This is a genomic window from Psychrobacter sp. CX90, from assembly GCF_057396305.2.
Genome location: NZ_CM182008.1, coordinates 1576902 through 1599634 on the forward strand (window position 1 = coordinate 1576902; position 22733 = coordinate 1599634).

The 22733-nt window shown below is 40.6% G+C and carries 14 protein-coding genes; 7 read left to right on the forward strand and 7 right to left on the reverse strand.

Annotated features, from left to right (window positions below; genetic code table 11):
* Positions 1-203 precede the first annotated feature (203 nt).
* The 3 genes from AC2SLN_RS06225 to AC2SLN_RS06235 all read left to right on the forward strand — a co-directional run bounded on the left by AC2SLN_RS06225 (position 204) and on the right by AC2SLN_RS06235 (position 6837).
* Positions 204-1997 carry an acyl-CoA dehydrogenase C-terminal domain-containing protein gene (locus tag AC2SLN_RS06225; RefSeq protein ID WP_486549346.1) on the forward strand — a complete coding sequence of 598 codons (1794 nt, stop codon included), beginning with the start codon at positions 204-206 and terminating at the stop codon, positions 1995-1997.
* 251 nt (positions 1998-2248) lie between these two features.
* On the forward strand, positions 2249-4033 hold the full coding sequence (locus AC2SLN_RS06230; protein ID WP_486549345.1) for an acyl-CoA dehydrogenase C-terminal domain-containing protein: 1785 nt from the start codon (positions 2249-2251) through the stop codon (positions 4031-4033).
* A gap of 302 nt (positions 4034-4335) precedes the next feature.
* Positions 4336-6837, forward strand: coding sequence for a site-specific recombinase (locus AC2SLN_RS06235; RefSeq protein ID WP_486549344.1), 2502 nt, complete (start codon positions 4336-4338; stop codon positions 6835-6837).
* A gap of 92 nt (positions 6838-6929) precedes the next feature.
* Here the strand turns inward: AC2SLN_RS06235 and AC2SLN_RS06240 are convergent, their stop codons facing one another.
* From AC2SLN_RS06240 to pdxA, 3 genes are all read right to left on the reverse strand, one after another.
* Entirely contained in the window at positions 6930-7766 is an 837-nt protein-coding gene (locus tag AC2SLN_RS06240) for a symmetrical bis(5'-nucleosyl)-tetraphosphatase (protein WP_486549343.1), read from the reverse strand.
* A gap of 174 nt (positions 7767-7940) precedes the next feature.
* On the reverse strand, positions 7941-8795 hold the full coding sequence (rsmA, locus tag AC2SLN_RS06245) for a 16S rRNA (adenine(1518)-N(6)/adenine(1519)-N(6))-dimethyltransferase RsmA (protein ID WP_486549342.1): 855 nt from the start codon (positions 8793-8795) through the stop codon (positions 7941-7943).
* Positions 8796-9157: 362 nt separating this feature from the next.
* Positions 9158-10285 carry a 4-hydroxythreonine-4-phosphate dehydrogenase PdxA gene (pdxA, locus tag AC2SLN_RS06250; RefSeq protein WP_486549341.1) on the reverse strand — a complete coding sequence of 376 codons (1128 nt, stop codon included), beginning with the start codon at positions 10283-10285 and terminating at the stop codon, positions 9158-9160.
* A gap of 731 nt (positions 10286-11016) precedes the next feature.
* Between pdxA and dnaB the strand changes: the two genes are divergently transcribed.
* Positions 11017-12453, forward strand: coding sequence for a replicative DNA helicase (dnaB, locus tag AC2SLN_RS06255; RefSeq protein WP_486549340.1), 1437 nt, complete (start codon positions 11017-11019; stop codon positions 12451-12453).
* A gap of 219 nt (positions 12454-12672) precedes the next feature.
* On the forward strand, positions 12673-13479 hold the full coding sequence (locus tag AC2SLN_RS06260; RefSeq protein ID WP_486549339.1) for an enoyl-CoA hydratase/isomerase family protein: 807 nt from the start codon (positions 12673-12675) through the stop codon (positions 13477-13479).
* Positions 13480-13722: 243 nt separating this feature from the next.
* Here AC2SLN_RS06260 and acnB read toward each other — a convergent pair whose 3' ends face one another.
* Positions 13723-16326, reverse strand: a complete 2604-nt coding sequence (gene acnB, locus AC2SLN_RS06265) for a bifunctional aconitate hydratase 2/2-methylisocitrate dehydratase (RefSeq protein WP_486549338.1) — start codon at positions 16324-16326, stop codon at positions 13723-13725.
* Between the two features lie 419 nt (positions 16327-16745).
* Here acnB and AC2SLN_RS06270 point away from each other — a divergent pair, with 419 nt between their 5' ends.
* Complete coding sequence (locus AC2SLN_RS06270) at positions 16746-17144, forward strand: carboxymuconolactone decarboxylase family protein (protein WP_486529874.1); 399 nt, start codon at positions 16746-16748, stop codon at positions 17142-17144.
* Positions 17145-17401: 257 nt separating this feature from the next.
* Positions 17402-18445, forward strand: coding sequence for a lipoyl synthase (gene lipA / locus AC2SLN_RS06275; protein WP_486529873.1), 1044 nt, complete (start codon positions 17402-17404; stop codon positions 18443-18445).
* Between the two features lie 390 nt (positions 18446-18835).
* Here the strand turns inward: lipA and AC2SLN_RS06280 are convergent, their stop codons facing one another.
* The 3 genes from AC2SLN_RS06280 to AC2SLN_RS06290 are packed head-to-tail and all read right to left on the reverse strand — an operon-like array spanning position 18836 to position 22394.
* Positions 18836-20845 (reverse strand): TRAP transporter permease, encoded by a 2010-nt coding sequence (locus AC2SLN_RS06280; RefSeq protein WP_486549367.1) that lies wholly within the window; start codon positions 20843-20845, stop codon positions 18836-18838.
* 22 nt (positions 20846-20867) lie between these two features.
* Positions 20868-21413: a DUF1850 domain-containing protein gene (locus AC2SLN_RS06285; RefSeq protein WP_486549337.1), complete on the reverse strand. Its 546-nt coding sequence runs from the start codon at positions 21411-21413 to the stop codon at positions 20868-20870.
* Positions 21414-21428: 15 nt separating this feature from the next.
* Positions 21429-22394 (reverse strand): TAXI family TRAP transporter solute-binding subunit, encoded by a 966-nt coding sequence (locus AC2SLN_RS06290; protein WP_486549366.1) that lies wholly within the window; start codon positions 22392-22394, stop codon positions 21429-21431.
* Positions 22395-22733 lie beyond the last annotated feature (339 nt).

Consider the following 22733-nt stretch of genomic DNA (forward strand, 5'->3'; position numbering starts at 1 on the left):
CAAACCTTTACCATTGTTATGATGACATGGTAGATATTCAACAGACCCTATTAGCCATTAATTTGATAAGCAGAGCTTTGGTTTAGGTCAGCTTACCTGTTAGGCGAATAGCCAATAATGAGAGTACAAAAATATCATTTACCCAACTTTAAATAAAAAAGCTAACCCAACCCAACGCTATTTTACTAACTAAGGATAATCTCATGCAATATAAAGCCCCTTTTCGTGATATGCAATTCGTTTTACATGAGCTATTAGACAGTACCTCACATTATAAGAGCATACCTCAATATAATGAAGTGGAAAGTGACATTGTAGACAGCTATATTGAAGCCGCTGCTAGCTTTGCAGAAAATGAACTAGCCCCTTTAAACCGTAGTGGTGATGAAGAAGGGTGTCAGTTTAATAATGGCGAAGTAACGACACCTAAAGGTTTTAAAGAAGCCTATAAACAGTACAGTGAACTTGGGTTTGCGGCTTTAGCTGCTGAAGAAAAGTTTGGTGGTCAAGGCATGCCATTCTCATTAAGTACTGTAGTTAATGAGATTATTGGTTCTGCAAACTGGTCATTTTCAATGTATCCTGGTTTATCTCATGGCGCTATCGCTACCCTTGAACACCATGGTACCGATGAACAAAAAGCGACCTATCTTGAAAAAATGGTCACGGGTGCATGGTCAGGTACTATGTGTCTGACAGAAGCGCACGCAGGTTCTGACTTAGGATTAATACGCACTAAAGCAGAACCTAATGAAGATGGTACTTACAGTATTACTGGTCAAAAGATCTTCATTTCAGCAGGTGAGCATGATATGACGGATAATATTATACATATCGTATTGGCTCGACTACCGGGTGCGCCTGCAGGTACAAAAGGCATTTCACTATTTATTGTACCCAAATTTAATATCAATGAAGATGGTAGCTTAGGTGAGCGTAACCACGTAACTTGTGGTTCTATTGAACATAAGATGGGTATCAAAGCATCTGCTACCTGTGTTATGAACTTTGACGGTGCGAAAGGCTATTTAATTGGACCAGAAAACCGTGGTCTAAACTGTATGTTTACGTTTATGAACGTCGCTCGTATTGGTACTGCAGTGCAAGGTGTGACCGCTTCTGAATTAGCCTTCCAAGGGTCACTTGAGTATGCTAAAGAACGTCTAGCGATGCGCTCTATTTCAGGAGCGAAAGCACCAGATAAAGTAGCAGACCCTATTATTGTTCACCCTGCGGTTAGAAATATGTTGTTAACTCAAAAGGCGTTCGCTGAAGGTGGACGTGCTTTAATTTACTATCTATCTATGTTTGCGGATACAGTAGATAAAGGCATTGGCGAAGAGCAGCAATATGCAGATCAAATGCTTTCTTTACTAACCCCAATTGCTAAGGCATTCTTAACTGAAACAGGTTATGAAGCAGCTAACCATGGTATACAAGTATTTGGTGGTCATGGTTTTATTCGTGAATGGGGTATGGAACAGAACGTACGTGATACTCGTATCGCTTGTCTATATGAAGGTACTACTGAAATCCAATCTTTAGATTTGCTAGGTCGTAAAGTGTTGGGATCACAAGGTAAAATGTTAGCTAATTTCACTAAAGTTATTCATAAATTCTGCCAAGAGCATGCTGATGATGACTCTATGGGGGAATTTGTTCGTCCATTGGCTAAGTTAAATAAAGAATGGGGGGATATAACAGCGCGTATCGGCATGCAAGCGACTGAGAACCCTGATTCAGTGGGCGCAGCAGCCGTTGATTATATGTATTTCAGCGGATATGTTACTTTAGCTTATTTATGGGCTCGTATGGCAGCAGTCTCTAAGAAAGCATTGGCGAGTGATACCACTGAAAAAGATTTTTATGATGCTAAAATTAAAACGGCACAATTCTATTTTGCTAAATTATTACCGCGCACTCGCACTTATGTAGCCCGTATTGACACTGGTACTGAGCCATATATGAGTATGAGAGTAGACCAGTTTGCGTTTTAATAACAAACGTTCTTAATACTATTTAGCATAAAGATTAAATGCTACTATTTAAGTTAGTAGCATTTATGCATAAAATTAATAGCATTCAAAGTTAACTTAGCCTATTTATTTAGCCTACTTATAGACATACTTATAGACATACTTATTTAGAACCACTTATCTACTTAGCGTGATATATTTAAAGTCCTAGTTAAGAAAGCTTAAGCCAAACCAGTTATTGCTTACCTCAAAATTAAATCAAAGGATAAACTATGTCAGTTTACAACCCACCTCTCGACGATATGCGTTTCATGCTAAACGACGTCTTCAAAGTTGAAGACTTTTGGCAAGCCAACGAAAATCTGTCTCATGTTGATATGGATACCGTCAACATGATTTTGGAAGAAATGGCCAAGCTGTCAAAAAATGTGATACTACCCTTGAATCGTAGTGGAGATGAAGAAGGTGCGATCTATCAAGGTGATGGTGTCGTGACTACTCCTGAAGGTTTTAAAGACGCATATAAGCAATATGCTGAAGGAGGCTGGATTGGCCTTGGTGGCGATCCCGAATACGGTGGTCAAGGCTTCCCTAAAATGGTAACCATGCTAACCGAAGAAATGCTTTTTACTACCAATCAAGCATTTGCTCTATACCCGAATCTAACCGTAGGTGCGACGCTTTGTTTACTTGCTTCCGGCTCAGAGGAACAAAAACAAACCTATTTAGACAAGCTTTATAGTGGCGAATGGTCTGGTACCATGTGTTTAACTGAACCACATGCTGGAACAGACTTGGGTATTATTAAAACCAAAGCCGTTCCTAATGATGATGGCAGCTATGCAGTCTCTGGTACAAAGATTTTTATAACCGCAGGTGAGCATGATTTATCACAAAATATTATCCACTTAGTATTGGCAAAAACACCCAATGCGCCTGAAGGCTCAAAAGGTATTTCACTTTTTGTTGTCCCTAAATTTATAGTCAATGAAGATGGTAGCTTAGGGGAAAGAAATTCCTTAGCTGCTGGCTCAATTGAACACAAAATGGGTATCAAAGGCTCAGCGACTTGTGTTATGAACTTTGATGATGCTAAAGGCTGGATGGTCGGTCAAGAAAATACCGGTTTGGCGTCTATGTTCATCATGATGAACTATGAGCGTGTGACTATGGGCCTACAAGGGCTAGGTGGCACTGAGCTTGCCTATCAAAATGCAGCAGCATATGCTAACGAGCGTGGGCAAGGTCGCAGTGATACTCAAATTCAAAGCCCAGAAAAGCCGGCGGACGCTATCATTCATCATGCCGATGTACGCCGAATGCTTTTAAACGCTCGTGTAACCTCTGAGGCTTCTCGTTGCTTTGCTATGTATGTTGCTAAACAATTAGACGAATCTAAATTTAGCGTTGATGCAGACAATGCTCAAGCTGCTGCCGCTCGTGTTGCCCTATTGACCCCCATTGCAAAAGCCTTCCTAACTGATAAAGGGTTTGAAGCAACGGTTGACTGCCAGCAAGTGTTTGGTGGTCACGGTTATATTCGCGAATGGGGAATGGAGCAAATTGTCCGTGATACTCGAATTGCCCAGATTTATGAAGGCACTAATGGTATTCAAGCACTCGATTTACTTGGTCGCAAGATTGCGCGAAACAACGGTAAATATCTTGAAAACTTTGTCGGCGAGATTCGTGATTTTATTGCAAATATGCATGCTGAGCACGAAATTAAACAAGCGACTCTAGATGCGGCAGATACCTTAGAAACTTTAACGAAGACTGTTATTGCGAATATTGCAAACCGTAAGAGTGAAATTAATGGCTGTGCTGTGGATTACCTACATGCCATGGGCTACTTATGCTTTTCTTACATGTTCGCCATGATGGTAGAAGCGGCGCATGATAAAGAAGGTGAGTTTTATGCTAATAAGTTAAAACTCGCCAGTTATTACGTTGGCCGTGTTTTGCCTCGTCTTCACGCCCACGCAGAAATGGTTAAGACAGGCAGTGATCCTATAATGGACTTTGATTTGTCTTATTTCGCAGCGAATGTTAGTTAAATCATATTCATTAGAATTTTAAAAAAAAGACAGCTTTTAAAAGCTGTCTTTTTTATTCCTAATTTTTTTAATGCTACTTTTCCCACTTAGCCTTATTATCATAACTGTCATTGACAACACTAGTATGAATAGAAAGATAAATAGATATCAATCAATAATAAAGCCTTATATATAAGTAATACCTGATAAGTAATATCTAAGGTTACAGTAACGCACAAATTAGGCAAGTTATTAGCACAATAATAATTGAGTTTTATTGATAAATGATATAAATTTCTGTGCTGCTTAATTGAGGAATGCAAATGTCTGATCTAAAAAATATCCTACATAAAATCAATGCATTGAGCGATCTGCCTGAGGCACATCTTCTCAAAGATCTCATTGAGCATTTGCGTGTCCCTGAACAAGTATCCAGATCGAATCCTGACAAATCGAATGAAAATATTCGCTTACTCATTAAGCTATTGAATAAACATCCAGAATATGCAAACGGACTGGCTGTTTTTATTTTTACGTTACTAAATAAACACAACTGTATCGCTTCATTTACCGATACGGGTATCTTCTCTGATGAAGGCTTTTCTAATAGCCTGATGCGCCTTGTTGGCCACCGCATTGCTCCTTTACTACCTGAGGATAACTCGGTTGTCGATCTGGTTGATTTTTTATTTGATAATAAAGATGACTTGCATTGGCTAAATAGCATAGACCCTACTCTGTGGTATCAGCTTATTGACCTTCTTGTGGTCGATGATGACCATTTAAATTTAGTCGCCACAGCTAAAAACAATATTTTAAATGCGATGGTTATACTATCTTATCGCATTAGTGGGGTTGGTCTTCACCCAGATTTAATGAAATCTTACCCACAAATGTTAGATTATTCAGCAGCATTTGTTGCCCAGAACCAAGAAGCGGTTTTATTTGCAGATGAGTACCGAGAGGCTCATCAACTTGACAAACATCGAGATGTAAAACCTCACGAAGATATAGATCCTGCCCCCCTGTTAGTTATGCTAGAGCAGTGTGACAGTATTGTAAATACGGTTCGAAAACGCATATACAAAACGGGTATTTCGATTCGCCTTACCAATATGTTGCTGCGCCTAGAGCAAAGTATCAAGCGGATGCGAATTTTAAGTGAATTACTCGCTGACAATCATAAGAACCGCGACAAAGCATTGGTTGAATTGGCTGAAGCCATCATTGTGAGTGTTAAAAGACGCTATAGCATTGGCTACCTAATCAATAACAACACCAAACTCTTATCTCGCAAAATCACTGAAAACTCTGGCCGAGTTGGCGAGCACTATATTAGTACCGATAAATCGGGCTATATAAAAATGTTCAAGAAAGCGGCTATCGGTGGCTTTATTATTGCCTTCATGGCAACTATGAAAATTCTCTCGTATGATCTTGATTTGGCTCCCATGAGCCGAGCCTTTGTTAATAGCATGATTTATGGCTTGGGCTTTGTATTTATTCATATCATTCATGGTACAGTCGCTACCAAACAACCTGCGATGACTGCCGCTGCCATTGCATCAACCATATCAGATAGCTCGGGTAAAAAATCACATAAGTTAGCAAAACTATCTGAGCTTATGGTAGATATAATGCGTACCCAATTTATTGCGATTATGGGCAACGTGCTTATCGCCATGCCATTGGCTCTTGCTATCTCGTTTGCTTGGTTTCAATATAGCGGTCTACCAATGATAACGACTGATAAAGCTGGGCATCTGTTACATGATCTAGACCCCCTACACTCGCCAGCACTTTTTCATGCAGCAATTGCAGGTGTCTATTTGTTTTTAGCAGGGTTAATAGCGGGTTATTACGATAACTTAGCGCTATTCAATAATATTGGCGCACGTATTGCTAATCATAAGCTTTTACTAAAAGTAATGCCTAAGTCATGGGTCGAACGTTTGGGTACATTCGTTGACAATAACTTGGGCGCCATTATGAGTAACTTCTTGTTTGGGGTGTTTCTAGGCAGTACAGCCACTATTGGTTATATATTTGGCATGCCGTTAGACATTCGCCACATCGCCTTTTCAGCAGCTAACTTTGCCCATGGCCTATTTAATATTGCTGCTGATGACTTTAGTCTTGCTCTTGTTCTCATGTCATTATTGGGCGTTGCCTTGATTGGTATCATTAACTTATTAGTAAGTTTCTCATTGGCGATGATTGTAGCCATGCGCTCGAAAGGTGTACATCTACCTGAATGGAAGACCGTAGGTAAGCTTATGCTTACTCATATGATCACTCAGCCAAGAGATTTCTTCTTACCTCGTCCTGAACCCATGAAATATGCAAAAATAGACAGCAAGGGCTACATGATTTATGAAGATATGAATAATTCTCAAAAAAAGAAACTCTTTCCTAAACATTTTGCGGTTCGCCGTTTATCTGGTGTGAAAGTGACCCCAGAAGGCGTTGCTATCGAAAGTAAAGCCCATAAAGTAAACATTGAAGACAGTGATATTTCTGCTAAAGAGGACAATCTTTCAACCTCAGTAGCTACCCAAAACATATCAGATTTTGAAAAATATGAAGATGAGAAGTTAGTGTCCTTAAGCGACTTACATTATGAGCTGATTTCAAATGACAACTTTACCATACTAAATAACCATGACGGAAATCCAAACAGCTGTGTGCCAAACGACCCTGTGAAGGGTAAAGAGGTTCAAATTGACGATTCAGCGTATAAAATGCAGCCGGATAAACACGATCAAACCAAAAATGCAAAAACGCCATTACCAAAGCCTAAAAACCCACCCAAACTTCCCGAGTAGTTTGGGTGCAAACTTTTATATCATAAGGTTCAAAGATAATAGGGGTTTAAAGGGATTGTCATTAAGATGCGCTATTAGAGCCAACGTTTGGTTCAATTTTTAGGACAATTTGCTGATGTGGTAAACGTCTTGCCATCTGACAGCCTATAAGCAACCAAACAATTACCCCACACACAGCCGCCGTCTAGCGCCCTTACGTGAGGCAAGTCTATTTCAGCTTTTAAAGCAGCCCAATGGCCAAATAAAACTTTACGTTGACGGGGTACTAGCCACTCAAACCACGGGAGAAACCCTTCTGGCATCTCATCGTCTAGACTTGATTTGAAGTTAAATTCTAGCGTGCCATCCTGTTTGCACAAACGCATACGGGTAAAGTAGTTAGTAATCGCTCGAAGACGCGCAAAGCCAGTTAACGACTCTGACCAATCATCTGCCTGTTTGCTATATAAGTGCGGTAACATTCGATCCAACTGCCAAAGGCTACTTGATAATTGGACTTCTACTTCACGCGCATAGGCCATTGCATCGCTAATTTTCCAGTGGGGTGGGATTCCAGCATGGACGATAACTGTGTCATCACTGGGACACACTAATAACGGTTGCCTGCGTAACCAATTTAACAAGTCATCACAATCTGGCGCATCAAAGATGGGGGCTGTTTTATCTTTCTTTCTAACAGACGTAATACCGCGCCAAGCGGCAATTAAAGTAATATCATGATTACCTAAAACCGTCGCAGCTGCCCCTTTTTCACAAAGCATTTTTACATGTCTTAGCGTAGATAAGGAGTCTTCTCCCCGAGCCACTAGGTCACCTACAAACCACAATTTGTCTTGATTGGGATCAAATTCAATCTCATCTAATAAATCTACATAAGCAGCATAACATCCTTGTAAATCTCCGATAACGTATTCGGCTCGATAACTCATAAATATACTCTAATCTCTTTATAGTTAATCAATCTAAAAAAGTGGCACAAGGCAAGCGAGCGCAAGTACTACAGTTGTCGGCTTAGTGAGCTTAACGCTGTAACACTTTAAGAGTGGTTCGACTAATTATAGGTTATTTGGGATTACGTCGCTCCATAATATAAATTAAATGCGTCATTGTCTTGAGACTACCAAATTACTTAATGCCACAAAGTCTGCGACATCCAATGTTTCTGGACGTGCATTACCCTCAATTTCTATGGTCGCTAAATCTTCATCTGTTAGAGTTGGCATTAATGAGGACTTCTTGAAAATAGCACGTAAGGTTTTACGTCTGTGGTTAAATGTTTCACGTACCACAATCGAGAACATTTCCTCATCCACGGCTTGCACTGGTTTTACGGCATGAGGTCGCAAACGAAAAAAAGCACTCGTTACTTTAGGTGGTGGATTAAAAGCCCCCCTAGGCACGGTAAGCAAATAATCAGCTTCACAGTGATACTGCATAATCACGGACAGTCGACCGTACGTTTTACTACCCACATCTGCCGTGATACGCTCCACGACCTCTTTTTGCAGCATAAAATGCATATCTTCAATAATATTAGCGTATTCAAGAAGCTTAAATAATAGCGGTGTTGATATGTTATAGGGTAGATTTCCGACAATACGTAGTTTTTTTGCCTTATTATCACTATCAAATAGCGATGCATAATCAAACTGCATCGCATTCGCTGAGACAACATCAAAATTTGGATGACTATTTGCACCTATGCGCAGCCTTAAACTGCTCGCTAAATCACGATCAAGCTCAATAACCGTCATTGCCTCTACCTGCTCCAACAAGGGTTCAGTCAATGCCCCCATACCAGGGCCAATTTCAATGAGGTTATCATCACGATTCAAACCAATCGAATCAACGATTTGTGCAATGATACTGTCATCATGTAGAAAGTTTTGGCCAAAGCGCTTTCTAGGTTGATGCGAGGATTTTTTTGATACAGACTTAAGATTAGCAGAACGTGTCATATATGAAGTTTTTTTTGATTTTGGAAGGTTAAGTTTAGCATAATTAAAGCTATTTTAAGGATTTTTCAACCCTACCCTTCTCTATCTACTCAAGTTAGTGGCTCTAAACGCTTAAGCTAAGGAGTGAAGGCATCTTTTAATGGGTTAATGACGAATAAGGGTCTTCGAAACTGCGCCTGCAAATTATATGAACAATTTATCCTAAATCAGTTAACCGCTTTATGATAACCAATCCCTATAATCGGTACTTTTAAAATCGATACAAGCAAAGCAGATGTCCGTAATGCCCTTACTTCCCGTTCTACAAGTCTTAGACTAAGTGAACGCTACGCTTTAAATATTCAAAATTATCAGTCTATGGCTTAAGCTTCAAACGCCATCTCGTCTGCCATTTTTAAAGCTTGCCATAAACTGCTACTATTTGATTGGCCGCTTCCTGCTAAGTCAAGAGCAGTACCATGATCTACAGAGGTACGAATATAAGGTAACCCTAACGTTAAATTGACCGTATTACCAAAACCGTGAGATTTCAGTACAGGTAACCCTTGGTCATGATACATGGCAATGACCGCATCACAATGTTGTAAATGGCGTTTGGTAAACAACGTATCAGCGGGCATCGCCAAAGAGATAGTCACTCCACTGTCTTGAAACTCTTTTAGAACAGGATTTATTATCTCAACCTCCTCCATACCCAAATGTCCATCCTCTCCAGCATGAGGATTTAATCCGCACACTAAAACTTTAGGCTGAGATAGTCCAAATTTTTGTTTTAAATCATTCAATACAATTTGTACCGTTTTACGGAGGTTATCCTTGGTAATCGCATCTGCAACTTCTCGTAGGGGTAAATGAGTAGTCACTAAGGCCACCTTCATCGCAGGATTTGCCAGCATCATCACTACCTTATCACAACCACTTTTCTGCATAAAAAACTCAGTATGACCCGTAAACATCGTACCATCCGTTAGCGTTAAACCCGCTTCAATAAGTACCGACTTTTGCAGTGGCCCAGTCACGATAGCAGATACATCTTTATTCAAAGCAAGGATGTGGGCAAGCTCTAATTGGGTCATAACCATTTGAGCATTATTGCTATCCAAACTCCCAGCTATTACTGGGTTACTACAGGGGGTGTCAATCAGTAAAAAAGCAGTGTGTTGATCTGGGTTGATAGGCTGTAAATTATGCTCAAACTTTTTTATAACGTCATCTGTATTTTGCAGGGTCTCTGCTTCTGCTATTTTTCGCCACAGCAGACTTTTAGAATTCATATCACCATATATTTGCACATAGCGGCTTTGCAACGCCTTTTCATCAGCCAATACAATCACGGCTCTATTTAGCTGCGACAGCTTCTTACTAACAGCAAGTTGTAGCAAAATATCCATACCAATACCTGCTGGCTCTCCAGTAGTTATGACCAGTGGTAATGATTTGTTTGTCTTTTTATTTTGAGCATCTCTATTTTGAGCGTCGGAAACTGACATACGGCATCCTGTTTTCTAATTATATAGGCGTATCATTAGCATCATATTGATGTATTACTACTGTATTCTTTTATGCACTTCTATCAATGTGATAGACTGATTCATATCACTCATATTTTTAAAACTTATAAGTAAAATAATTATATACTTTAATATAACAGTCTTAACCTTTAAACCCCCTAGAGTTTGTAGCTAATCCTGCCCACCGCTTGTATCTACTAGCCTAGGCGGAGCGAGGACTAAGGCAAGATGCGTTACTGTTACCTCGACACCACCTCTAGCCAAGTCCTCGCAACACGCCCAGACCAGTAGGATACCGCTCATGTCAGGGCTAAACCACTCTATCTTTTTTAACGCACATAAAAGTTGAAAATGGCGTACTTTAATTTTAAATTATTGAAGGGTAACAACATTTATAACCATAAAATCACGCACTATATATAGTTAACCTGTAATAACATCAAGACAAGGCAACTGACCCAAGATATTAAAAGTAGAACATTAAACAAACTCAACACCGTAGCATATTTATTTGAGACAGACTAATTTTATCTAAAGGTTTTCCTCTTATTTAAATTATGCAAAATGTTACCTATGTCGTCATACTCTTTCACGATGTTTAGTTTGTTTATTATCTAAACTTTGATATCTAGGCTCATTAGCTGAACTTAATAAATAAACCTAATGGCTAAACTTAATAGCTACATACTGACCCACAAGAATTTAACTCCATGGCAGATAACAAGAAAAAAACAACCTCTAAAGATAATAATGATGTTGGATTAGCAGATTTACTTAGTCAACAACCTCCCCATAACATTGATATCGAAAAGGCCCTTATTGCCTCTTTGATGAGCATTGAAGAATCTTATGATAAGATTTCAGACATTGTTACTAAAGATGACTTTTATGCGGGGAGACATCAACACATTTTTGCCGCTATCGCTCATTTGGCTTTAGTCGGTGAGCCCTATGATACCGTCATGGTACATGATTGGTTAAGCACGCAAAAACTGCTAAAATCTGCTGGTGGCGAAAGCTACCTTGCCGACATCTTGACCCAAAGCCCAGGCACTCTTTTTAACTTAACCGCTTATGCCCAACGTGTGCGCGAGCTTTCTACCCTACGCCAGATGATTACTGTGGGTAACGAGATGTTAGCCCTCTCTTATGACCCCAAAGAAAGAACCGTTAGCGATATCTTGGATAATGTAGAGGCGAAGATTTTTGCCATTAATGAGCAACATAACAACCGTGCAGAGCAGCGTGGACCAGTTGACGTCAATTCAGTGTTAGTTAATGTTGTTGAACAAATTGAAGAGCTAAAACATAATCCTGATGGCATGATTGGTCTGAGAACCCCCTTTACCGAATTGAATAATAAAACACAAGGTTTACAAGCAGGTGATTTAATCATCGTTGCAGCTCGACCCTCTATGGGTAAAACAACCTTTGCCATGAACCTTGCTGAGGGTGTGCTATTTCACGAAAACCTGCCAGTGGTCGTCTTCTCTATGGAGATGCCAGCTGAATCAATCGTCATGCGACTGTTGTCGTCTTGGGGTCAAATCAACCAAACCCATTTACGTTCTGGTCAAATGAGTGAAGATGAGTGGGTAAAAATGATGGGTGCGATTACCCATCTACAGGAAAAGCAGCTCTATATAGATGACAGTACCGCTCTACCCCCATCTGAGCTACGCTCACGCTGTAGAAGAATTGCTAAAAATCATGGTGGTAAAATGGGTATGGTTATTGTCGATTATTTGCAGTTGATGAAAGTACCTAGCTTAAGTGGCAACCGAGTTGAAGAGATTTCAGAAATTTCACGGAGCCTTAAAGCCCTTGCTCGTGAGCTTAACTGTCCTGTTGTTGCGCTATCCCAGTTGAACCGAAGCTTAGAAAACAGACCAAATAAACGTCCTATTATGTCTGATTTACGTGAGTCGGGTGCAATTGAACAGGATGCTGATTTAATTACCTTTATTTATAGAGATGAGGTATACAACGAGAACTCGGATCATAAGGGTGTTGCCGAGATTATTATTGGTAAACAGCGTAATGGTCCAATTGGTACAGTGCGCTTAGGGTTTGAAGGTCAATATACTCGATTTGTGAATCTAACACCCGAGATGTATATGAGTATGGAAGGACAGTTTGATGAATGATACGCCTATACCTTTTATATAATAAACCCTGCAAGCTATTGCTTATTTTCAGTATTGCTTATTTTCAGTATTGAATTCAGTGACTGAACGACGCTATTTAACTCAGCTATTGAACTAGACAACGGCATGAAATACCTGAACTAAAAGATCCATCAACTTTGAAGATAAAGCGTATCGCATACCAACACCCACATTAACACAAATAGGATACCTACCAATATGAGCCAACCCTCCTCACAAGATTCAGTTATTTATAGTGTCGACAATCATATCGCTAGACTGACACTAAATGACCCAAAAAGCCTCAATGCTTTTAACACATCAATGAAGAAGTGTGTGTTATCTGCACTGAGTCAAGCTGAAGCGGATGACGATGTACGAGTCATTATTTTGCAAGGTTCAGGGGGTAACTTCTCTAGTGGTGGTGATATTAAAGAGATGTTAGAGGGTGGTTTAGATAAAGCGGTGTTAGGGGCAAAAATCAAATCGATGGTTAATGGGGCTGGCGAGGTCAGTTTAATGCTTCGCAAGATTCATAAGCCAATCATCGCTAAACTTGAAGGCGCTGTCGCTGGCGCTGGTATGAATCTGGCGTTAACTTGTGATTTTCGCATAGCAGCTGATAATGCAAAGTTTGTACAAGCATTCGTAAATATTGGTCTTATTCCAGATGCGGGTGGGATTTATCTACTCAATCAACTTGTTGGCGCTGCTAAGACTACTGAAATGGTCATGTTAGGCGATACACTAACGGCACAAGATATGGATCGTCTAAATTTAGTCAATAAGGTCGTTAGTGTTGACGATTTGGATGATACGACTCAAGCACTGGCTGAAAGACTGAGTGCCCTACCTGCAAAATCGCTTGAAACAATGAAGCACATGATTAATGTACACGCCTATTCGGGTCTGAACGAAGCATTAGATATGGAAGTTCTACAACAGTTTAGGATGTCGCAGAGTGATGACTTTATTGAAGGCGTTACCTCTTTTATTGAAAAACGTAAGCCTGTTTATAATCAGTAATTAGTGGGTTAAAGGCTGTGCTACTTTTATAGTTGGCGAACTTATAAATCGTGACGCTGTCAACTCCATTTAATCTACTATTGTCATACTTATATACAAGCGTGAGAATAGAATAGCTGCCTAACAAATTGTTAGAGGTTGCAAATTTAGAGTTTGGTTTGCTAAATGAGGTTGGCTTCCCATAAAAAAGCCCCGTATCTCGAATACGGGGCTTTTTTTTAAGCTAAGCTTTAGCAGGTCAACTTATGATAATTGCGCGACATTAATTTTGTCCGCTTCATCAGAGTACGTATCCATTCTATCGAAGTTCATATAGCGATATACTTCTTCGCCCATGCTGTTAAGCTTACCAGCATACTGCTGGTATTCTTCATTGGTAGGTAATCTACCCAGAACAGCAGCAACTGAGGCCAATTCAGCAGAAGCAAGATAGACATCAGCGCCTTGACCCAAACGGTTCGGGAAGTTACGAGTAGACGTCGATACCGCAGTAGAATTAGGGGCTATACGTGCTTGGTTACCCATACACAGTGAACACCCTGGCATTTCGGTACGTGCGCCAGCTTGTGCATAGATGTTGTAATACCCCTCTTCCATTAACTCGCGAGCATCCATCTTAGTCGGTGGCGCTATCCATAAACGAGTTTTCAGGCTACCTGCTGGCACTTCTTGAAGCAACTTACCAGCGGCACGGAAATGACCAATATTAGTCATACAAGAACCGATGAATACTTCATCAATTTTTGCACCAGCGACATCTGATAATGTCTTAGCATCATCTGGATCGTTTGGACAACACAGAACAGGCTCTTTAATTTCGCTCATATCGATAGTAATATCAATAGCATATTCTGCATCTTCGTCAGCACGCATTAAGCTTGGGTTATCTAACCATTCTTGCATCGCTTCAATACGGCGGCTTAACGTACGCGCATCACCATAGCCTTCAGAAATCATCCACTTCAATAACGTGATATTTGAGTTTAAGTACTCAGTGACCGACTCTTCAGATAAGGTAATAGTACAGCCAGCAGCGCTACGCTCAGCTGAGGCATCTGATAGCTCAAACGCTTGCTCAACGGTTAAGTCTTCTAAGCCTTCAATCTCAAGGATACGACCGTTAAATTCGTTAATCTTACCTTTTTTATCAACGGTTAAGTAACCTTCTTTGATCGCTTGTAATGGAATAGCATGAACTAGGTCACGTAGTGTGATACCTGGCTGACGCTCACCTACGAAACGAACACGTACAGATTCAGGCATATCTAGTGGCATAACGCCAGTAGCGGCAGCGAATGCCACCAAACCTGAACCGGCTGGGAATGAGATACCCATTGGGAAACGCGTATGCGAGTCACCACCAGTACCAACCGTATCAGGGAGTAACATACGGTTTAACCAACTGTGAATAATACCGTCACCTGGACGTAAGCTAACACCACCACGGTTCATGATAAAGTCAGGAAGGGTATGCTGAGTTTCTACGTCAACTGGCTTTGGATAAGCGGCCGTGTGACAGAAAGACTGCATCACTAAATCGGCTTGGAAACCAAGGCAAGCTAAGTCTTTAAGCTCATCACGCGTCATAGGACCGGTGGTATCTTGTGAGCCAACAGTGGTCATCTTAGGCTCGCAGTACATACCTGGGCGGACGCCTTCCATACCACAAGCTTTACCGACCATTTTCTGAGCTAAAGTAAAGCCTTTATCAGAGCCAGCAGGTTGTTCTGGTTTTGCAAATACGTCTGAATGCTCAAGACCTAAGTAGTCACGAGCACGGTTAGTCAACGCACGACCAACAATTAATGGAATACGACCACCCGCACGAACTTCGTCTAACAGGGTGTTTGAGTTAAGCTTGAAGCTTGATAAGACTTCATCAGAATCATGCTTAGTGATTTTGCCTTCATAGGGATAAATGTCAAAGACATCGCCCATGTTGATGTTATCAACTTGCACATTTTCAATTGGCAAGGCGCCTGAGTCTTCCATAGTGTTATAGAAGATAGGGGCAATTTTGCCGCCTAATACTAGGCCGCCAGCTCGTTTGTTTGGTACGTTAGGGATATCATCGCCCATTAACCAAAGTACGGAGTTAGTTGCTGACTTACGACTTGAACCGGTACCAACCACATCACCGACATAAGCCAATGGATATCCTTTCTCTTTCAGCTCCTCAACTAGTTTCATTGGACCACGTACACCCTCTTCATCAGCTTGAATGCCATCACGAGAGTTTTTGTGCATCGCTAATGAATGTAATGGGATATCAGGACGGCTCCATGCGTCTTGTGCAGGAGACAAGTCATCTGTATTGGTCTCGCCCGTTACTTTGAATGCGGTATAAGTCGTTTTTTGCGGTACTTCTGGGCGGTTTAAAAACCATTCTGCATCTGCCCAAGATTTAATAACTTCTTTCGCTTTCTCGTTACCCGCTTCCGCTTTTTCAGTAACGTCATTAAACGCATCGAATACTAATAACGTTCTTTTCAGCGCTGTCGCAGCGTTTTCAGCCAATTCGGCATCATCTAACGCGTCTACTAACGGCAATACGTTATAGCCCCCTTGCATCGTACCTAAAATATCGACTGCTTTTTTCTTATCTATTAAAGGTGACGTTGTTTCCCCTTTCACGATAGCAGCTAAAAAGGCAGCTTTTACATAGGCGGCTTGGTCAACACCCGCTGGAACACGGTTAACCAGCAGATCCATTAAAAACTCTTCTTCACCTGCTGGTGGGTTTTTTAATAATGCAATTAATTCAGCAGTTTGATGTTCTGATAGAGGGAGGGGTACAGTACCAAGCTGGGCACGTTCTTCGACATGTTTACGATAGGCGTCTAACACAATAAGCGTCCTCTTTAATTATTTTATACAGGTTGGGTAGCACTCACGAGGAAACTCTTAAATAAGTAGAGCTGTGGGGGCTGCCGATACCTTGCTGATGGGTTTAAAGTCCTTTGGTAATATAGCCTAAAACGGACAAAAAGTTAATCACAAAACTGTAATAGAGTGCTCTCTAATCGCCATAATCAACATTTATTAAAAAAATGATCCTATTTTTCACATCATTAAAGATATATAGAGTCAAACTGACTATAAATTAAATACTAAGTAATTCAATATATTATAGGTTTATAAGATAGTATTTTAAGGGTCTTAAGTTTACATGATGGCAATTGTGTGTATATTTTTACATTAAACTGCTGATGATGTTTTTACTATTAAACCCGTCATACTAGTGACATTTTTTTTAGGATAACCCAATGAATGATGATACCAACTACCAAAATGGACTTAAGATACGTACTGAGGTAATGGGCGACGCTCATGTAAAACGCTCTTTAGAGTCAGCGACTTCATTTACACAGCCTTTACAGGATTGGATAATTGAACATGCTTGGGGAAGCACTTGGCAAGATGACTCAATATTACCCCGCAAATACCGCTCGTTAATTACCCTAGCCTTTCTCATTGCTCAAAAGAGCCCAAATGAGCTTAAAGGCCATATTAGAGGTGCTATTAATAATGGTGCCACAGTCGAAGAGATTCGTGAAGTGCTCATGCATAGCTTACCTTACTGCGGAGCGCCTACCACACAAGAAGCATTCCGAGCAGCAATAGAGGCCCTGTCTGAGTTGGGTATCGATTTAGACCGCGAGTAGTTTTTTGCTATATTTTAGTAGGCTGTGAGCTCAGTAGTCTCGTTGTTCAATCTTAGTGCTTTTTCGATTTTATTGTACTAGCCCTCTAATTATTTGGTGCTCTTTTAACAAGTAATAGGTTGTGTTTATTTGCCTTTAGTTTATAAGGTTGAATTATCCGCGCCTAACCTAATATCTGATATAATAAGTGCACTACTTTTATTATTCGATAAATCAATAAACCCTTATTATCACAAGGGTTAGGACAGAAGCTAATTATGACAACTACAGTAAGAACTTTTGTGCCTGAGGCTAAGCCTAAACCAAAAAAAGCAATTAAAGGTGAGAAGCTTCGTGGCTATGACAAAGTAGCACGCATCCCAATTAAGGTTATCCCTACGATAGAAGCCCCTAAGAAACCAGACTGGATTCGGGTTAAAATGTCGTCCCCATCTGAAGTAGACCGCATCAAAAAGACGCTTCGTAAACAAAAACTATATACCGTTTGTGAAGAAGCGGCCTGCCCTAACCTGCCACAATGCTTTGGCGATGGAACAGCCACCTTTATGATTATGGGTGATATATGCACCCGCCGCTGTCCATTTTGCGATGTGGCACACGGTCGTCCCAATGAGCTCGATAAAGACGAACCACGTCACACCGCTGAAACTATTTTAGGCTTAGGTCTAAAGTATGCGGTTATCACTTCAGTAGATCGTGATGACTTAAAAGATGGTGGGGCTCAGCATTTTGTTGATGTCATTAATGAATCTAAAGCACTAAGCCCCAATTGCTTAATTGAAATTTTAGTTCCCGACTTCCGTGGACGTATGGAAGTTGCCTTAGATTTACTAACCGAAACGCCCCCAGACGTATTTAATCATAATATCGAAACTGTAGCCCGTTTATACAAAGCATTTCGCCCAGGATCAGACTATCAGCACTCTCTCAATCTTCTTAAAGAATATAAAGCCCGTCGCCCTGATATAGCCACTAAATGCGGCTTTATGGTGGGTCTTGGCGAAACCGAAGAAGAAGTCTACACATTACTGGATGACCTCAAAGCGCACGATGTCGATATGATTACCATAGGTCAGTACTTACAGCCCAGCAAAGACCATGCTCCTGTTGAGCGCTATGTACATCCAGATGAATTCCAACGTTATATGGACTATGGTAAAAAGATTGGTTTCTTTAGTATTTGGGCGGGGCCTATGGTTCGCTCTAGCTACTTTGCCGACCGTCAATTCTATGGCGAAGACTGCCCTGCACCAATTCGTAGCAAAAGAGCGTTAGAGGCAGAAGGTAAGCTTGGGTGCTAGGCTGGTTAACTAACTGCTTTTCTGATTATATGAGTAGGTATTAGTAAAGCTTTATTAGTAGCTGATCTAGCTTTTCGCTACTATCTTGGCACGTATTGAGCGATACGCTACGCATTATCCCGTTCCTGCTTCGCGAGAACGGATTAAAGCAAGCGTCTCTGCTCAGTTCTTTGCCAAGTATATCCGCTTCAATCTAGGCTAAACCGCTTTTAGCATTGACGTTCAAATGCAAGTTTTAAACAGCTTATAAATTAGATTGTAACCCACAAAAAAGAGGTCTAAATTAATTAGACCTCTTTTTTGATTTGGGAATACAGGATTAGCTAGGTTTTGTTTAGGTTGCTTTTGTTCAGACTATTAATATTAGTTAGACTATTAGTTTTGGTTAGACTATATAGTCGTTACTTGTACGGGTTTACGCTTATCCTTGTTGGCATTAATATTTAAGATAACAATACCCACAACAATAATACCACCAATAATATCCGTCATTACCTCAGGATAAATCAGTAGTAAAGCCCCGACTGCCAGTATAATTCTCGTGACCATATTCATAGGCCCTTTGAAATACCCCTCTACGGCCGCACTTAAGCCAATTACCCCTGTTACCGAAGTAAATACCACCGTCACTATCTCAATTATAGGTGGTAATGGAAACTCTTTTGCGGTTACCGCTAGCCCAACTGGATCAATCATCAACATGGTTGGATTATAAATAAACATAAACGGCACAATGAAGCCTGCCAGCGCCAATCTTAGTGATTGAAAGCCAGTTTTCATCGGATCACCGCCCGCAATACCTGCGCCAGCAAACGCTGCCAAGCACACAGGTGGTGTAATGTTGGCAAAGATACCAAAATAAAATACAAACATATGAGCCGATAAAATAGGAATATCAAACCCAGCCAATGCAGGCGCTGCCATGGTTGCCGTGATAATATAAGCAGGAATAGATGGCAGACCCATACCCAATACCATAGATGCCAGCATGGTCAAAATCAAGGTTAAGAACAATGACCCTGCGCCAAGGGTCACAATGGAAGATGTCATTACCGTCCCAAAGCTGGTTAAGCTGACGACCCCGATTATAATACCGACGACCGCACAAGCCGCCATAACCGCTAAAGACTGCCGTGTACCATCCTCTAAAGCCCCAAGGACATCTCTAAAGTCCATACGAGTTTCTTTTTTAAGCATACTCATAACCACAGTAAACCCTATGGTATAAGCGGCTGCAAAACCTACTGGCACTGACTTGGCTAACAAAAATACCAAAAATACAATGGGTAATAGCATGTGTCCACGTGCTTTCATCACATCTTTTAAACGAGGCAGACTCTCTTTCGCAATGCCTTTTAAATCACGGCGACCCGCTCTAAAATGGACTTGAGCGATAACACCTAGATAATAGAGCACCGCTGGCAGTAACGCTGCTAAAGCAATCGTACTATATTTAACCCCTGTCGTTTCCGCCATGATAAAGGCACTCGCCCCCATAATAGGCGGCAATACCTGTCCACCTACTGACGCACTTGCCTCAACTGCTCCCGCAAAGTTTTTGTGATAGCCCACTTTTTTCATAAGAGGAATGGTAAAAGCACCTGTGCCAACCACGTTAGCAACTGCTGCCCCATTGATACTACCCATAAAACCACTAGATATAACCGCAACTTTAGCAGGACCTCCCTGCTTATGCCCTGCAAGAGCTAACGCTAAATCATTGAACAACTGCCCCATACCTGAGCGAGATAAAAATGCGCCGAATAAAATAAATAGGAAGATAAAGGTAACGGAGGCACCAATGGCTGTTGAGTATAGCCCTTCCGTTTTTAGATATAATTGTCCAAAGATATCACCCATGTCATAAGGTCTGGTCAAAAGCCTGTCTGGCATAAAACCTAAATGGCTAACAAAAGGATAGGCAAGAAACAAAAGTGCAAATAAGGGGAGAATAAAGCCCGTAATACGCCTTGTACCTTCTAGAACACATAATACAGTAATAACTGAGAAGAGAATATCGAGCTGATTAGGAATACCGCCACGCACTGTGACAATATTTTGATACTCCAAAATCAAATACCCCACACCAGATAATGATAATAAAAACCATATCCAGTCATACCAAGCCACTTTAAACCGAGCAGATTTTTTAGTGGCGGGATAAATAACAAATATGAGTGCAAACCCTACCCCAACGTGAATAGCACGTTGCAACAAAGCTGGCATGGGATTAAATGTTATATAAAGATGAAAGATAGCATACGCAATGGCAATAGCAGATATAACCCAGCCTATATGCTTATTCTTTAACTTTCGAGTCAGTGATTCACGGTCAAATTTCTCCAGTATTTCCTGTTGTTTTTCAGCTGAGGGGATGTCCGTCTCTAACGGTTTTGACATAACCGACGATAACTCATTAGGCTTAGGGTGGGCTGTACTCATTGCATGAATCCTGTCGTAAAATAGTCCAAAAATTTTGCGTATTTGCAGAAATATAAATATTGGTATAACCCTCTACCCATTGGTAAATAGGTAGATGATGCTTTTTGGTAATAATTTGTGCTTTAATACTGGGAGATATCATCCAATTTAAGTGCGGTAGACGTAAATTCATACGATAGTGCACATAGTTTGGATATTTTTGGCTGGTCGTGCTTAGCGTTTCTGTGGAGGGCGTTCCTGCTCCAAAAGTTTGTAAATAAGCATCAGTCAATAACAATTGTTCGCCCTCAATCTCATAAGACTCAATCCACCATTGTTTTTCAACCGAATGTTGCCACTTTAGATCAAACCCTTGTTCAATAAAACATTTTTTTTGCGCAAACTCCACCAAAATAACTGGATAGGGCGTATAAAATAACGCTTTAACAGCCGCCCCTATCAATATGAACATTACAGCGATGCTAATACCAAAAAAAAGACCAGTAGAGCGCTGACGCTCTGGCTGATCTTTATTTATAGTAGACATTATGCAATGACACTGTTATTTAGCAGCTTGTTCGTCATAATATTTTTTGGCACCTGGGTGAATTGGGGCTACCAAACCTTGCTGAGCCGTTTCGAGACTAATCCCTGCGGCTGCTTGATGCGCGGTTTTTAGCTTATCCAAGCTATCGAAAAATGTTTTGGTTAATTTATAAACATCCTCTTCAGATAAATCAGAGCTAACCACAAAAGCATTCATAATAGCAGCAGTAGGAATGGCTTCTTCATTGCCATACGTGCCAGCAGGTATTTCTTTCGCAGTAAAGTACGTTTGATCTTTAGCAATTTCAGCTACTTTAGCAGGATCGATACTGACCAGTTGCAGATCAAAACCTTGTTCAAGCTCCATTAAAGATGAATTTGGTAATCCACTGGTCAAAAATGCCGCATCGAGCTTACCAGATTTAAGCGCATCAGCTGCTTCTGCATAACCCAAATAGTCAACGTTCACGTCATCGTAGGTCATACCAAAACCTTTCAACAGGTTACGGGCATTCACTTCAACACCAGAGTTTTGAGCGCCCACGGCAATACGCTTACCTTTTAAATCTTCAAAATTCTTAATCCCTGATGACTTCGAAGTGACAATTTGCACGTAGTTGGGATATAACGCAGCAATTTGCTGAACTTTTGTAATAGGTGCGGAGAAGTTGTTTTGCCCCAGTACAGCGTCATTAACCACATCGCTCATAGCAAAAGCCATCTCTACTTTGCCTTGATTAATCAAGTTCATATTTTCGACAGAGGCACCTGTGGTTTGTGTTTTAGAGTTCACACCATAAGTCTGGTTATATACTTCTGTTAACGACGTTCCAATGATATTATAAGGGCCTGACGCACCGCCTGTTGCTAATGTAGCGAACTTAGTTTCTAAAGCATCAGCAGCGGTTGCCGCTTGAGAATCTACCTCACTACTGGCCGATGATGTTTCTTCAGGACTTTGTGAACAGGCACTCAAACCCATCGTAGCACTCAGCAAAATGGGGATGATTAGATTAGATTTAGAGGGGTTAAACTTTACGCTAACAGACATTATAAAGATCCTTCAAAAGTTCGTTAAATTAAGTACTCAGCATAATGATGACATGATTTATTACACTTTTGTAATAATATATTACTCAACAGCAAGATACCTAAAAATACTTACAAAATCAATACAAACAATATAGGCTGTTTCTTCCCTACTATCAAGGACAGTTAACTACCCTGATGAATAAATGACAAGGGGTGGTATTATTAAAAACAACAGTGTGATAACAGGCGTCAGTATTATTAAAAAAAGCATTGTCAAAATTATCTTTAA

Excerpts from the sequence above, each read along its gene's own strand:
- AC2SLN_RS06280 (WP_486549367.1), bottom strand. The coding sequence starts at position 20,845 with ATGTCAAAACCGTTAGAGACGGACATCCCCTCAGCTGAAAAACAACAG.
- AC2SLN_RS06290 (WP_486549366.1), bottom strand. The coding sequence starts at position 22,394 with ATGGGTTTGAGTGCCTGTTCACAAAGTCCTGAAGAAACATCATCGGCC.
- AC2SLN_RS06285 (WP_486549337.1), bottom strand. The coding sequence starts at position 21,413 with ATGTCTACTATAAATAAAGATCAGCCAGAGCGTCAGCGCTCTACTGGT.
- dnaB (WP_486549340.1), top strand. The coding sequence starts at position 11,017 with ATGGCAGATAACAAGAAAAAAACAACCTCTAAAGATAATAATGATGTT.
- AC2SLN_RS06235 (WP_486549344.1), top strand. The coding sequence starts at position 4,336 with ATGTCTGATCTAAAAAATATCCTACATAAAATCAATGCATTGAGCGAT.
- pdxA (WP_486549341.1), bottom strand. The coding sequence starts at position 10,285 with ATGTCAGTTTCCGACGCTCAAAATAGAGATGCTCAAAATAAAAAGACA.
- AC2SLN_RS06225 (WP_486549346.1), top strand. The coding sequence starts at position 204 with ATGCAATATAAAGCCCCTTTTCGTGATATGCAATTCGTTTTACATGAG.
- AC2SLN_RS06270 (WP_486529874.1), top strand. The coding sequence starts at position 16,746 with ATGAATGATGATACCAACTACCAAAATGGACTTAAGATACGTACTGAG.
- lipA (WP_486529873.1), top strand. The coding sequence starts at position 17,402 with ATGACAACTACAGTAAGAACTTTTGTGCCTGAGGCTAAGCCTAAACCA.
- AC2SLN_RS06240 (WP_486549343.1), bottom strand. The coding sequence starts at position 7,766 with ATGAGTTATCGAGCCGAATACGTTATCGGAGATTTACAAGGATGTTAT.
- AC2SLN_RS06230 (WP_486549345.1), top strand. The coding sequence starts at position 2,249 with ATGTCAGTTTACAACCCACCTCTCGACGATATGCGTTTCATGCTAAAC.
- AC2SLN_RS06260 (WP_486549339.1), top strand. The coding sequence starts at position 12,673 with ATGAGCCAACCCTCCTCACAAGATTCAGTTATTTATAGTGTCGACAAT.
- rsmA (WP_486549342.1), bottom strand. The coding sequence starts at position 8,795 with ATGACACGTTCTGCTAATCTTAAGTCTGTATCAAAAAAATCCTCGCAT.